The organism is Klebsiella sp. RIT-PI-d (assembly GCF_001187865.1).
In the GTDB taxonomy this organism is placed as follows: Bacteria; Pseudomonadota; Gammaproteobacteria; order Enterobacterales; family Enterobacteriaceae; genus Superficieibacter.
Window position 1 is genome coordinate 30967 of the sequence record NZ_LGIT01000001.1, and the last position, 14627, is coordinate 45593.

The following is a 14627-nucleotide window of genomic DNA, read 5'->3' on the forward strand; positions in this document are numbered from 1 at the left end:
GTCCTTAACAAGCAGACCCACTCAAAATGCGAATGAGGCCGGGTGAGCGGTATGAAATTACGGTGCGTCCTTTTTTAGGATTTTTTGCGCGTATAATCAGTACCACTTGCGGCCTATAGTATGCAACCCTTTCCCGAGCGTGTAGTTGGCTCACAATGCACGTTTAAACTCAGGTTATTAACAGTTATGTTCTATAACCTTATGTTATAAATAAATAATTTAACGACCTGTTTTTAATAATTGCCAGGATAAATTATTATCCGTCAAAGAACTGATTGCTGCTTTTTCAAACACTACATTTATTGCGTGATCTGCCGCCCAAAAAATAAACAAAGCTTATCCACCCTCCTGTAATTAACGTTTATGTGACATATCATTAACATCTTACAAGGAGAAAAAAAGCCATGAGCCAAATTCACAAACATGCCATTCCCGCCAATATTGCGGAAAACTGCCTGATTAACCCGGAGCAGTATCAAGAGAAATATCAATTGTCCGTAACCGACCCGGATACTTTCTGGGGTGAACAGGGTAAAATCCTCGACTGGATAACACCGTATACAAAAGTCAAAAATACGTCTTTTGCGCCCGGCAACGTTTCCATCAAATGGTATGAAGACGGCACGCTGAATTTGGCGGCTAACTGCCTGGATCGCCATTTGCACGGGCACGGCGATCGGACTGCAATTATCTGGGAAGGCGATGATGCCACCCAGAGTAAACACATTTCTTATCGCCAGTTACATGAAGACGTTTGCCGCTTTGCTAATACCCTGACGGAGCTGGGGATTAAAAAAGGCGATGTTGTTGCTATTTATATGCCTATGGTACCGGAAGCTGCTGTCGCCATGCTGGCCTGCGCGCGAATTGGTGCGGTACATTCGGTGATTTTCGGCGGCTTTTCACCTGAAGCCGTGGCCGGGCGCATTATTGACTCAAGCTCACGGCTGGTCATTACCGCTGATGAAGGTATTCGTGCCGGCCGCAGTATTCCGCTGAAGAAAAACGTTGATGATGCGCTAAAAAATCCTCACGTAAAAAGCGTTGAGCACGTTATTGTCCTGAAGCGTACCGGTGGCGCCGTCGACTGGCAGGAAGGTCGCGATCTGTGGTGGAGCGATCTGATTGAAAAAGCCAGCGCACAGCACCAGCCTGAAGAGATGAATGCGGAAGACCCGCTGTTTATTCTCTATACCTCAGGTTCTACCGGCAAACCGAAAGGGGTACTGCATACTACCGGCGGCTATTTAGTTTATGCCGCCACGACCTTCAAATATGTCTTTGATTATAAAGAAGATGAAGTCTACTGGTGTACCGCAGATGTTGGCTGGGTCACCGGGCACAGCTATTTGCTGTACGGCCCTCTGGCCTGCGGAGCCACGACATTAATGTTTGAAGGCGTACCTAACTGGCCAACGCCGGCTCGCATGTCGCAGGTCGTCGACAAGCATCAGGTGAATATCCTGTATACCGCGCCGACGGCTATTCGTGCGCTGATGGCTGAAGGCGACAACGCTATTCAGGGCACCGAACGCAATTCACTGCGTATCCTGGGATCTGTTGGCGAGCCAATTAACCCGGAAGCGTGGGAGTGGTACTGGAAAAAGATCGGGAATGAAAAATGCCCGGTCATGGATACCTGGTGGCAAACTGAAACAGGCGGTTTCATGATCACTCCGCTTCCCGGTGCCATTGAACTCAAAGCCGGTTCCGCCACGCGGCCTTTCTTTGGCGTCCAGCCCGCGCTGGTCGATAACGAAGGTCATCCGCAGGAGGGCGCGACTGAAGGTAATCTGGTAATCGCTGATTCGTGGCCTGGTCAGGCGCGCACGCTGTTTGGCGATCACGAACGCTTCGAACAAACCTACTTTTCGACCTTCAAAAACTACTATTTTAGCGGTGACGGTGCCCGCCGGGATGAAGACGGTTACTACTGGATCACCGGCCGCGTCGATGATGTCCTGAATGTTTCTGGTCACCGCCTGGGCACTGCCGAAATCGAATCGGCGCTGGTGTCACACCCTAAAATCGCTGAAGCGGCGGTAGTCGGTATTCCTCATAATATTAAAGGCCAGGCGATTTACGCTTACGTCACCCTGAACCACGGCGAAGAACCTTCCGCTGAGCTATATACCGAGGTACGCAACTGGGTACGTAAGGAAATCGGTCCGCTGGCCACGCCGGACGTACTGCACTGGACTGACTCCCTGCCAAAAACCCGCTCCGGCAAAATTATGCGTCGTATCCTGCGCAAAATCGCCGCCGGCGACACCAGCAATCTGGGTGATACCTCGACACTAGCCGATCCTGGCGTTGTGGAAAAACTGCTCGAAGAGAAGCAGTCCCTGGCGATGCCGTCCTAGTCTCATCCCCACCTCTCCCGTAAAGGGAGAGGATAATTAAAACAAAACGTTACCCTACCTCTGGAGACTCTGTGATGAATGACACCATTTATCAGCGGATAGAAAGCAATGCGCATTTTCGGGAGCTGGTTGAAAAGCGGCAACGCTTCGCCTTTATGCTCTCGATCATTATGCTGATCATCTACGTTGGTTTTATTCTGCTGATTGCCTTTGCGCCGGGCTGGCTGGGCACCCCCTTATATGCCGGCACCAGCGTCACTCGCGGTATTCCTGTTGGGATTGGCGTAATCGTTATTTCATTCATCCTGACTGGCGTATACGTCTGGCGGGCAAACAGTGAATTTGATCGTCTTAACGCTGCCGTCATCCGCGAGGTCAACCAACCATGAAAAAAACCCTGACGGCGCTCGTCGCCACGTTGCCGGTTGCCGCCAGTGCGGCTGATGCGCTTACCGGCGCGGTAGAACGCCAGCCAACTAACTGGCAGGCCATTATCATGTTCCTGATTTTTGTCGCCTTTACACTTTATATTACCTACTGGGCCTCAAAACGGGTACGCTCACGTAACGACTATTATACGGCCGGTGGTAACATAACCGGCTTTCAGAATGGGCTGGCCATTGCGGGCGATTTCATGTCTGCGGCCTCCTTTCTCGGCATTTCCGCGCTGGTCTATACCTCCGGCTATGACGGACTGATTTACTCTCTCGGCTTCCTGGTCGGCTGGCCGATTATCCTGTTTTTGATTGCGGAAAGGCTGCGCAACCTTGGACGTTTTACTTTTGCAGACGTTGCCTCCTACCGTCTGAAACAGGGCCCCATTCGTATTCTCTCTGCCTGCGGCTCGCTGGTCGTTGTCGCGCTATATCTGATCGCTCAGATGGTCGGCGCGGGTAAGTTGATCGAACTGCTGTTTGGCCTTAATTACCATGTTGCAGTGGTGCTGGTTGGCGTGTTGATGGTGATGTACGTCCTGTTTGGCGGTATGCTGGCAACCACCTGGGTGCAGATTATTAAAGCCGTACTGCTGCTGTTCGGCGCAAGTTTTATGGCCTTTATGGTAATGAAGCATGTGGGCTTTAGCTTCAGCAATCTGTTCTCTGAGGCGATGGCGGTTCACCCCAAAGGGGTGGCGATCATGAGCCCTGGCGGGCTGGTTAAAGATCCGATATCTGCGCTGTCGCTCGGGCTGGGTCTAATGTTTGGTACCGCCGGACTCCCGCACATTCTGATGCGTTTCTTCACCGTCAGCGATGCCCGTGAAGCGCGTAAGAGCGTTTTCTATGCCACCGGATTTATGGGTTATTTCTATATTTTGACTTTTATAATCGGCTTTGGCGCGATCATGCTGGTTGGGGCAAATCCGGCCTTTAAAGATGCTGCCGGGGTATTGATTGGTGGTAATAATATGGCCGCCGTTCACCTGGCAAATGCGGTAGGAGGAAACCTGTTCCTTGGCTTTATCTCTGCTGTCGCCTTCGCCACTATTTTGGCGGTCGTCGCCGGGCTGACGCTGGCTGGCGCATCGGCGGTCTCACACGATCTCTATGCTAACGTGTTTCGCAAAGGAGCTTCGGAACGTGATGAATTGCGCGTATCAAAAATCACCGTTCTGGTGCTGGGCGTAGTGGCGATCCTGCTGGGTATTCTGTTTGAAAATCAGAATATCGCCTTTATGGTTGGACTGGCCTTCTCTATCGCCGCCAGCTGTAACTTCCCGATCATCCTGCTCTCCATGTACTGGTCGAAGCTGACCACGCGCGGGGCGATGATTGGCGGCTGGCTGGGGCTGCTAACCGCTGTGATCCTGATGATCCTTGGCCCGACTATTTGGGTCCAGATCCTCGGTCACGCGACCGCCATCTTCCCGTACGAGTATCCGGCGTTGTTCTCGATTGCCGTGGCATTTATTGGTATCTGGGTCTTCTCGGCGACCGATAATACGGCGTCAGGCAAGCTGGAGCGCGAGCAATTCCGCGCCCAGTTTATTCGCTCTCAGACCGGGATTGGTATCGATCAGGGTCGCGCGCATTAATAATGACGTTATGCCCCGGTCATCCGACCGGGGATGTTCAAAACATGAGCCAGGCGACCAGCGGTGCAACCAGCACCATCACAATACCCGATAGCATCATCACCAGACTGGCAATAACGCCCTCCTGCGGACCTAATTCCCACGACCGCGCCGTACCCGCGCCATGCGAAGCAGCTCCAAATCCGGCCCCTTTCGCCATGCCTGCCTGAATCGACAGTCGCAGAAATAGCATATCGCCCACCGCCATACCGAATACCCCCGTCACAACAACAAATAATGCGACCAGGTCGGGCTGTCCGCCCAGAGGCCGCGCCGCAGCCAGCGCAAAGGGCGTCGTGACAGAACGCACTGCCAGGCTACGCTGAATAGTATCGGGCAGCATAAACACGCGCGCCAGCCAGACGGAACTGGTAACCGCGACGAAGGTGGCGGTAATGACGCCCGCCGACAGCGACATCCAGTGACGGCGGATCACCGCCAGATTGTCGTAAACTGGTACCGCGAATGCGAGAGTTGCCGGCCCCAGCAGCCACAGTAGCCAGTGAGATTCGCCCATATAGCTTTGATACGAGATATGGCCGAGGATCAGCATTAATACCAGCAGCACGGGTGTCAGCACCAGCGGCATCAGTGGCAGCCTGTGGAATCGTCGGTACAAGCGCTTGTTGGCATAATACAGTCCCAGCGTCACGGCCAGGCAGAGCAGGTTAAGCAGCAGATTATTCATCGTTTAGCCTGCGCATTTCGTAACGCCAGACCCGATCAACAACCCAGGCGGTGGTGCCAAGCACCAGTAGCGTACTGATCGCGATCACTGAAAAAATACGCCAGCCGTCCACCATCAGCAGCTGTACATAATTCACTACCGCCACGACCGCCGGAACGAAAAACAGCAGCATTTCGGCCAGCAACCAGCGTGAACCCGCGCGCAGCCAGGCCAGTGGGATCACCCGGCAGGCAATGAGTACCAACAGTATTAACATCCCCACCAGATTTGCCGGCAGAGGTAAATGCAACCATGCGACGAGATACTCAGCAATAACAAAAAATCCGGCGTACAGTAGAACCTGCACCGGTGTCTGGAGGTGTTGAAAAAAAGCAGGCATCACGCGCCCGGCGGCCACAGCCATGAAGAAAATTCCTGAGAATAGGATCAGAGACCGCATTATAGTGAGCGCCAGTCGATGAAAAAAATGAATTAAAATCATCGTCCCCATAGTTTTAAGGAATAACCATGGACCTGAGAACGCTACGCTATTTTGTCGAGGTTGTCCGCCAGCAGAGTTTTACGCGTGCGGCAAAGCGCCTTTTCGTCACCCAGCCAACTATCAGTAAGATGCTCAAAAACCTGGAAGATGAACTGAGCTGCACACTGCTGATCCGCGACGGACGCAGGCTGCTGCTGACCGACACCGGGCGCGTGGTATTCGAAAGAGGTCTGGCGATCCTCAGTGAATTTAACCAGCTTGAGGCTGAATTAAACGATATCAATCATCTCAATAAGGGCGTACTGAGGCTTGGTATTCCGCCAATGGTGGGTGTACTGATGGCGGGTCCTGTTAGTCTGTTTCGCCAGCGTTACCCCGGCGTTGAGCTAAAAATCTCTGAATTTGGCGGACTGACGGTGCAGCAGGCAGTGATGAATGGTGAACTGGATGTCGCCATGACCGCCCTGCCGGTAGAAGAAGCCAGTGGGCTGACAACCCTGCCCATCTTTAGTCATCCGCTTTGCGTGCTGGTTCCCCGCTCGGGAGAGTGGCTGAATTGCGCATCTATTTCTCCCGAACAGCTCGCAGCCCACCCTCTGCTCATTTATAACGAAGATTTTGCGCTTAGCCGTCAGCTTATGCAGCTTTTTCACCAGCATGATGTTAAACCGAAAATCGCCGTGCGCAGCGGGCAGTGGGATTTTCTGGCGGCAATGGTACAGGCAGGTATAGGGCTGGCAATTTTGCCCGAACCCATTTGCGAAAGGCTAAATAAAGAGACGCTACGCTGGCTTCCGCTTCAAAGCGATCTGCACTGGCAGTTAGGGATGATCTGGCGGGAGGGGGTGTATTTATCTCACAGCGCGCGAGCATGGCTAACCTGCTGCGAAGGATTCTGGCTCTCGCAGAAAGCGTAAGCGCGTAAAAAATCGCCGGGCAGTGCCCGGCGAGATAAGGCGTGATTATTTTTCAACCAGTAACGCTTCCATCAGATCCAGATCGTGGAGTAATTTTTGCAGCGTTTCGTTACTGATTTGCCGGGTCGCGCGCAGATGGTAAAGCTCAGCCCGTTCGGAGCGCAGTGCGGCCAGACGGAAGCGACGCTCCAGATTCTCCTCCTGGAAAGAGTGCTCGACGTCGTTACGGCCATCAGCACGGCGGCGCAAATTACCAATGACCCGCGAACTCACCTCGCGCAGCAGCTGGTCATCAATATTCTCTTCCATATTGGCAGCCAGGCGCTCTTCCATCTTCTCAATCGCCACAATGGCGACATCTGCCGTCGCTGCACGCGCCAGCCGCTCCTCTTTTTGTTGCATAGCGTGATCGCGCACTTCAACTTGCTGAAGCAGCATAGGCAGCGTAATTACGCCGACAAACAAGGAGAAGAGGATCACGCCTGCGGCAAGAAAGACCAGCTCATAACGCGCCGGGAAGCCGTTACCATCCGGCAGAAGCAGCGGGATGGAGAGTACACCGGCGAGGGTAATAGCCCCGCGAACCCCAGCAACCGATGCGATTAACAGCTCACGCGTGGACCATGAGCCAAACTCCATCGGCTTTTTCTTCAGGAAACGGCGACTGAACTTCTGCATCGTCCACAGCCAGCCGAAACGCACCAGCATTAACGCCGCGTAGATCAGCACGATATCGGTAAACAACATCCAGGTTTCGACGTTCGGATCAATTTCAGCGGCGGCCAGCGACGATTCGAGAATACCCGGTAGTTGCAGGCCCAGCAGCAGGAATACCATGCCGTTAAACACAAACTCGAGCATGGCCCAGGTGCTGTTAGCACGCAGACGCATCGCCAGCGGCGCGGAACGCATAACGCCAGAGCGGGTAATCGTCATCCCGGCGGCAACGGCGGCCAGAATTCCCGACACCCCAACGTGTTCAGCAATCAGATAAGAGGCGAACGGCAGCAGAAACAGCAGGACAATTTGCGTTGCCGGTTCATCCCCACCCCAGCGGCTGAGAAAACGCAGCGAACGTCCGTACAGCCAGCTGACAATAAAGCCCGCCAGCAGACCGCCAATTGCCACCTTCAGGAACTCTACAGATGCACCGCCCACGGTGAAGACCATAGTGCCCATGGCGACGGCGACGGCAAACTTCAACGAGACCAGGCCGGTGGCATCGTTCATCAGCGCTTCGCCCTGTAAAATGCCCATGATTTTTTTCGGGATGCGTCCTTCACCGACAATTCCGGAAAGCGCAACCGCATCGGTGGGAGACAATACCGCTGCCAGCGCAAAGGCCGGTACCAGCGGAATGCCGGGTACCATCCAGTAAATAAGAAAGCCAATTCCGGCAACGGTTACCAGTACCAGCGCCAGTGCCAGGCCAAAAATCTCCCGGCCATGCTCAAGAAATTCGCGGGTCGGCGTTTTCCAGCCGTCAGCAAACAGAAGCGGCGGAATAAATAAGACGAGGAAAAGCTCCGGGTCAAATTCAACGTGCAGGCCAATACTCGGCCAGGCCAGCAGTGCACCAATGGCGATCTGCATTAACGGAAGTGGAATTTGAAAAGGAAGAACGCGAGTCACCACTCCGGAGAGTGAGACGACAAGAGTCATTATCAGAATTGTGAAGAAAATTTCCATGCTGTCCCTGTTTGCTTTGTGTGGAATCAAGCGCACTGCGCACTTTCCATAGTAGAACATTGTGGTCAACGGAAGGGAAACAGGATGTGCCTTAAAAAAAGAAAAACGGGCGGCCTGCGCCACCCGGTAGAGATGAACAGTGCGGTTAGCTTAAATTGCCCAGCCACCTGCATAAAAAGCAACCAGCGCCGCCGCAATAATGACTGTGCCTGCGTTTAGCTTACGCCACTCGCCTGACACAACACGGCCCACAACCAGCGCTGCGAAGCCAATCATAATACCGGTCACGATATTACAGGTCAGAACGATAAAGACTGCCGTGATTAAACCGCACATGGCATCAACAAAATCGTCAAAGTTGATGCGCGCGACGTTGCTTAACATCAGCAGGCCGACATACATCAGCGCAGGTGCGGTCGCGTAGGCAGGAACCAGGTAAGAGAGCGGCGAGAGAAACAGGATCAGCAGGAACAGTACGCCGACCACAATGGCTGTCAGACCGGTTTTACCGCCCGCAGCCGTACCGGCCGCAGACTCGATATATACCGCAGCCGGCGCCGCACCGACCAGCCCGGAAAAGACGCTGCTCAGGGAATCGGTGGTCAGCGCTTTGCCGCCGTTAATGATCTGACCGTCTTTATCCAGCAGGTTTGCCTGTCCGGCTACTGCGCGAATAGTACCGGTCGCATCAAAGACCGCGGTCATCACCAGCGCCAGCACGCTTGGCAGTACCACCGGATTCAGCGCGCCCATAATATCCAGACTGCCGATCAGCGAATCGCCATTGGCATCGCTCAACGACGGCATCGCAAACACACCCGAGAAATGAACGCTCGGATCAAACAGCAGGCCAACTACGGAAATACCGATGATAGTCAGCAGAATACCGCCCGGCACTTTCAGCTTTTCGAGACCAATGATCATCGCCAGGCCAATCAGCGACATGATGACCGGAAAACTGTCGAAGTTACCCAGCGCAACCGGCAGGCCGTCGATCGGGTTTTTAATGACCAGACCTACGCCGTTGGCCGCAATAAGCAGGAGAAACAGGCCGATCCCGATCCCGGTACCGTGCGCGATGCCCTGCGGCAGATTGCGCAGGATCCAGCTACGAATACCGGTCGCAGAAATAATCGTAAACAGTATCCCCATCAGGAATACTGCGCCCAGCGCAACCGGAATACTGATTTGTTGGCCTAACACCAGACTGAACGCGGTGAACGCGGTCAGCGAGATCGCACAGCCAATCGCCAGCGGCAGATTTGCCCACAGGCCCATGACGATAGAACCTACGCCGGCGACCAGGCAGGTCGCTACAAAAACGGCGGCAGGCGGAAAACCTGCTTTACCGAGCATACCTGGTACAACAATGACGGAATACACCATCGCCAGGAAAGTCGTTAGGCCCGCAACGATCTCCTGACGAACAGAGCTTCCGCGAGCCGAAATTTTAAACCAGGCGTCAAGTGAACCGCCGGTACGCGCTGAAGGCGTAGACATAGAAAACATCCCCTGAGAATTTTTATCTTTCGTTGGTCAACGTGGTGGACAATCCACTGCCAGTTAAACGTCATCTCCCTGTGCTGCGTTACGGTAAAGAGGCACCGTAAAAAGCAAACGTTTAACTCCGCGCAGACAAAACGGCTTAACAATGTTATTTGGTGGGCAAGTGAAGGCGGCAAAATTGGTCGTCATCAGCGCACAAAATAAAAGGCAAACGATTATCCTGCCTTTAACCCGCCTTTATCAACTGAACTTTGCAGCATTTTGCTAAGAATCGCGCAGAGTGGTTAAGAAACAACCACCCCATGCGCAAACGTTATCGTTTATATTGCATCCGGCAACGCGTTTGTTGCGATTTATAAGTAGATGGGAAAGAGATAAGCAGTCTACATTTTAACGATCGCCTGGCAGAGAGAACGGCCCGCCTTTTTCAATGGCACGTTTCCAGGCCGGACGCATTTCAACACGCTTTTTCCAGGCTTGCAGATTCGGCAAGTTATCAATACCGCCGCGTGAAAGCAGAGCAAAAATCGGGAAACTCATCTGCACGTCCGCCATACTCAGCGTATCGCCCGCAAACCACGGTTTATGCGCAAGTTCAGACTCAATAAAACGTGCATGGGTTTCAATTTGCCGATTCAGAAACGCTTTCTGTACGCCCTGCCCTAATGCCTTGCCCACCGTGCGCAATCCAAACGGCACCGGCGGTTTACCGAGCTGGGTAAACACCAGTTTCATTAATAACAGCGGCATGAGCGATCCTTCCGCATAATGAAGCCAGAAGCGGTACTGTAATTTCTGCTCTTTATCCTGCGGTTGTAGCTGGTGCGTCGGATCGTAATACTCTTCGAGATACTCCAGAATCGCGCCCGATTCGGCAATAATGAGTCCGTCATCATCCAGTACCGGGGATTTTCCGAGCGGGTGAACCTTCTTGAGTGCTGCCGGAGCCAGCATGGTTTTCTCGCGCTGGTAGCGCACTAACTCATAGGGCTGTTCTAATTCTTCGAGTGCCCAGAGTACACGCTGCGAGCGTGATTGATTAAGATGATGCACCTTCAGCATGGTTTTCTCCTGTCGTTAAGATATTAACTATAGGAGAGGTTTAACCTTTAATCTTCTTCCAGCAGGCGCGCACCTGTCCCCTCTTCTCCCAGCTTGTCGCCAGGGTTGCGCAACGGGCAATCCCGGCGGGAAAGGCAGCCGCAGCCGATGCAGCCATCAAGCTGATCGCGTAGTGCTTCCAGCGTATGAATGCGCCGATCCAGCTCGTCACGCCACTGCGAAGAGAGATGTGCCCACTCTCTGGCACTCAGATTATGGCCTTCAGGCAGTACGCCAAAAGACTCGCCAATGGTGGCCAGTGGAATACCGATGCGCTGGGCAATCTTAATAATCGCGACATAACGCAGCACATCGCGCGAGTAACGCCGCTGATTGCCGCTGTTGCGTACGCTCTTAATCAACCCTTTGTTCTCGTAAAAGTGCAGAGCCGATACGGCCACACCGCTCCGTCTGGCGACTTCGCCGGGCGTGAGCAGCGCTTTGATACGGGGAGATCTCTTTTCCATAAACCGCTTTACCTCAAGTTAACTTGAGGAATTATACTCATTTGCAAAGAAATGACGAATCTGATGATGAGAAGAGGACGCTGTATGTCGCATCGTGAAATAGTTCAGACGCTGATTGAGTGGATTGATGACCATATCGATCAACCGCTTAACATCGATATCGTGGCCAGAAAGTCCGGCTACTCCAAGTGGTATCTACAGCGAATGTTTCGCGCGGTCATGCATCAAACGCTGGGGGACTATATTCGTCAGCGGCGTTTACGGCTGGCGGCTGAAGCGTTGCGCACGACTCAGCGGCCCATTTTTGATATCGCGATGGACCTGGGCTATGTATCGCAGCAGACCTTCTCCCGGGTATTTCGTCGCGAGTTCGATCGGACTCCGACAGATTACCGTCATCAGATATCAGCGTAATGTTTACGCGCCTTTGACGGGGTTATCGGCTGTTGAAGCCACAGAATAAACTCATGCGACGGCATCGCTTTAGCAAAGTACCACCCCTGGCAATACTGGACGCCGCGCTTCAATAGCCAGGAGGCCTGCTCAGCCGTCTCCACCCCTTCTGCGATAGTTTTCAGGCGCAGGCTCTGCGCCATCTCAACAATATGTTCAGCAATCAGGTTGTTGGTGCTTAGGGTATCAATAAATGATTTATCAATTTTCAATATATCGACATTTAATGAGTAGAGATTATGCAGGTTTGAATATCCGGTGCCAAAATCATCAATCGCGACTTCATATCCGGCCTGACGAAATGCCTGAATAACCGGCGTCGTCTTAGGGACATCAATAAACCCACGTTCGGTCACTTCAATTTTGATCTGCTGGGCCAGCACCGAATATTTCAGTGCTTTATCAGAGATTAAGGCAATGAGTCGCGAAGAGTGGAAATCAGAAGCCGATAAATTAATTGAAATATAGAGCTGGGGGTGCGCGGCAAGAAACTCGCCCAAATCGCTAAATACCTCGTCAACGACGTAATCCGTGATCCGCTCAATCAGCCCCTCTTTTTCTGCCAGCGGAATAAATTCGGCCGGGCTCATCACCTGACCTTCAAACCCAGGCCAGCGCAGTAGCGCTTCAGCGCCGACGCACTGATTATTTTTAATATCGATAATTGGCTGGTAATGCAGGCGTAGCTGACGTTTTTGCAGTGCACGCTGTAGCAGGCGGCGCGGGGAGTTAAACTCCCGATGCGTTCGTCCCCAGACCAGCAGGATCAGGATACTGCATATTATGCCCAGCGGCAGGGTCAAAGAGACCTGATGATAAAAATTGTCATGAAAACGCGATGACAGCGTAGAGACAATAATCGCGATAGGCCGTTTCGCAGAACGGGCAATAGTATAAAATCGACCGTCATGTTGAAATGTATAATCTTTATTAAGCAGAAGCTTTTTTAATATCCCAGGATCGGCCTGCTCGCTAACTGAGAAAAATTCATTAGTAACGGTATCGTATACACCATAAGCGAGCGACTGATCTTCTGAGATAACTTCACTGTAAGAAAGAGGATTAATGACAGCGATATAATTCCCTCGCTGCATATAGTTCATTTTATAGCCAGGATAAAAGGGTGTGTCGCGATAGTAGTAAATAAAAATATCAGGTTTGCGCCAGTAATTCTCTTTGGGCATCAGATAGGGCAACCCAGGACGAATAGAAGTTGAGCATAAAAAATGATTCCCTTTGGCGTAGATCAAATCATCAACATACAGTCGGCCATGAACAATATTCAACATTTGCTGCCGATGGTGTGGACTGCATACCTCACCCTGAAATTGCTCTGCAGCATCGCGCGCCAAATCGGCCTGATAAATGACTTTCTCAGTTTTACTGAGCGCCAGTTGCGCAAATGAACGGAGCTGATCGCGGGTTTCAGAAATGGCCCTTAAGTGGGCAAACCATAGCGCAAGCATCACCGGCAGTAAAACTACCATGATTATCCCGAGGACTCTCAGCACCTTGCGTTGCACGCTATGGTTCATCTCAGCCTAATATCCCTGCATTTTATGTGCCTGAGCTCCGAAATGGATACTTTGATTAAAGATGTGATTACGTTGCATGAATCATACGACATTAGCAACCGACTTTTTATCGCAAAAACCTAATATTTAGTTATGACGATAATATTTTTCCGTAAGCCAAACTTAAAGTAGGCAACACGTTTTTATTAAGGAGAGGAAAAAGCATACATGACCGGGTAAAAAAACAGAAAACGCCGTGTTGATGTTGCGCGCATATTGTATAGTTCTGCATCAACTGGTTGATCAGTTGGCTTTTAAAAAGTGTCCGCGCTGAATTACAAGTACTCTCTTTTACGCTTATTATACTGAAGATAAACCACGTAATAATTAAGTATTAGTTAAATTACCGGGAATGGATATCGTCGCAGTAAACATAAAAACAGTGTACAGAAAAATGCCAAATAAAAATTAAAAACCGCGCTATTAAAGGCATACAAAAAACGTAATCTCACGTCCACTAATCTGATTGCTGGAATTTTATAGAAATTTTCACGAACAGAACGTTTATCGTAGCTTAATTCTTATGCGTAGTATAACTGCAAAGCCTGGAATGGCCTATACAAGAACCGTTATCACTATAGCGGTGTTTCAACGCAGGAAACGGCATTTTCTGCGCGTCAGTATGCAGGATAGCTGCCTCTCAGATGGTGAATAAAGCAACAAATGTGATATAGTTCACACTTCCTGTAATGCGGAAACACTGTTTCATAAAATTCACTCGCCTGACAGCCGTCTGAGCCTCTTCACAAACGGGTAATGGAAGGCACATCATTCACACTGAGGATAAGATTTCATGGCGACCATAACTACCAGCGTCATGTTGATGCGCTGGCCGCTGGTAAGCGCCGGGCTGATGTTTTTAGCCAGCACATTAAACATTCAGTTTCGCAAAAGCGATTATGTTGGGTTAGCAGTCATTAGCACGCTTCTGGGCATGATTGCTGCCTTCTGGTTCGCGATGAACCTGCTGGGGATCTCAATGGTGGATATTTCTGCCATTTTGCATAACGCCAAAGGGGTGATGGTTGAAACGATGGGACAGTTGCCGCCAGAGTGGCCTGTCGTTGTGACGTAATGATGCATAACCGGAAAGACTGACCAGCCCCAAAAAGGGAGCTGGTCGGGATATAACGTTCTTAGAACGGTTAGACTTTACTGATGCATTACGACTAAATGTGTCAGTAATAACAACAGGCTATATGTGAAGGAATGTGGGTGTCTCAATAAAAAAATATCTCAAGTGTCATTTTTTCGTAAAATTGTTCATAACATTCCCTGTTAAACATTACATTTTTGTCAGCGACTAATGAGTCG

General features: G+C 51.4%; 13 protein-coding genes. 6 read left to right on the forward strand and 7 right to left on the reverse strand.

The features are described from left to right. Positions 1–404 precede the first annotated feature (404 nt). The 3 genes from acs to actP all read left to right on the forward strand — a co-directional run bounded on the left by acs (position 405) and on the right by actP (position 4398). A complete protein-coding gene (gene acs, locus AC791_RS00120; RefSeq protein ID WP_049838463.1) occupies positions 405–2363 on the forward strand; it encodes an acetate--CoA ligase in 1959 nt (652 codons plus the stop codon). Positions 2364–2437: 74 nt separating this feature from the next. After that, positions 2438–2752, forward strand: a complete 315-nt coding sequence (locus AC791_RS00125) for a DUF485 domain-containing protein (RefSeq protein ID WP_049838464.1) — start codon at positions 2438–2440, stop codon at positions 2750–2752. Continuing rightward, the gene (gene actP / locus AC791_RS00130; protein ID WP_049838465.1) at positions 2749–4398 is read left to right on the forward strand and encodes a cation/acetate symporter ActP; all 1650 of its coding nucleotides are present in this window, start codon (positions 2749–2751) and stop codon (positions 4396–4398) included. Before AC791_RS00125 ends, actP begins: the two co-directional genes overlap by 4 nt. A 37-nt stretch (positions 4399–4435) precedes the next feature. Here actP and AC791_RS00135 read toward each other — a convergent pair whose 3' ends face one another. Next, the gene (locus AC791_RS00135; RefSeq protein WP_049838466.1) at positions 4436–5125 is read right to left on the reverse strand and encodes an LrgB family protein; all 690 of its coding nucleotides are present in this window, start codon (positions 5123–5125) and stop codon (positions 4436–4438) included. Continuing rightward, positions 5118–5528: a CidA/LrgA family protein gene (locus AC791_RS00140; RefSeq protein ID WP_049838467.1), complete on the reverse strand. Its 411-nt coding sequence runs from the start codon at positions 5526–5528 to the stop codon at positions 5118–5120. The genes AC791_RS00135 and AC791_RS00140 overlap by 8 nt, the downstream gene beginning before the upstream one ends. Before the next feature lie 104 nt (positions 5529–5632). On the opposite strand from AC791_RS00140, the gene AC791_RS00145 reads away from it, so the two are divergent. After that, positions 5633–6523, forward strand: coding sequence for a LysR family transcriptional regulator (locus AC791_RS00145; protein WP_049838468.1), 891 nt, complete (start codon positions 5633–5635; stop codon positions 6521–6523). 45 nt (positions 6524–6568) lie between these two features. Here AC791_RS00145 and AC791_RS00150 read toward each other — a convergent pair whose 3' ends face one another. The 4 genes from AC791_RS00150 to soxR form a co-directional block, all read right to left on the reverse strand. Continuing rightward, on the reverse strand, positions 6569–8212 hold the full coding sequence (locus AC791_RS00150; RefSeq protein ID WP_049838469.1) for a Na+/H+ antiporter: 1644 nt from the start codon (positions 8210–8212) through the stop codon (positions 6569–6571). 150 nt (positions 8213–8362) lie between these two features. After that, positions 8363–9712 (reverse strand): NCS2 family permease, encoded by a 1350-nt coding sequence (locus tag AC791_RS00155; protein ID WP_049838470.1) that lies wholly within the window; start codon positions 9710–9712, stop codon positions 8363–8365. A 396-nt stretch (positions 9713–10108) separates the two neighbouring features. After that, a complete protein-coding gene (locus AC791_RS00160; RefSeq protein WP_049838471.1) occupies positions 10109–10780 on the reverse strand; it encodes a glutathione S-transferase family protein in 672 nt (223 codons plus the stop codon). 47 nt (positions 10781–10827) lie between these two features. After that, positions 10828–11286 (reverse strand): redox-sensitive transcriptional activator SoxR, encoded by a 459-nt coding sequence (gene soxR, locus AC791_RS00165; RefSeq protein ID WP_049838472.1) that lies wholly within the window; start codon positions 11284–11286, stop codon positions 10828–10830. Positions 11287–11370: 84 nt separating this feature from the next. Here soxR and soxS point away from each other — a divergent pair, with 84 nt between their 5' ends. Further along, positions 11371–11700, forward strand: a complete 330-nt coding sequence (soxS, locus tag AC791_RS00170; protein ID WP_049838473.1) for a superoxide response transcriptional regulator SoxS — start codon at positions 11371–11373, stop codon at positions 11698–11700. On the opposite strand, the gene AC791_RS00175 is transcribed toward soxS, so the two are convergent. Then, a complete protein-coding gene (locus AC791_RS00175; RefSeq protein ID WP_049838474.1) occupies positions 11685–13274 on the reverse strand; it encodes an EAL domain-containing protein in 1590 nt (529 codons plus the stop codon). The two genes, soxS and AC791_RS00175, sit on opposite strands and share 16 nt — an antisense overlap. 832 nt (positions 13275–14106) lie before the next feature. On the opposite strand from AC791_RS00175, the gene AC791_RS00180 reads away from it, so the two are divergent. Next, the gene (locus tag AC791_RS00180; RefSeq protein WP_049838475.1) at positions 14107–14388 is read left to right on the forward strand and encodes a YjcB family protein; all 282 of its coding nucleotides are present in this window, start codon (positions 14107–14109) and stop codon (positions 14386–14388) included. Positions 14389–14627 lie beyond the last annotated feature (239 nt).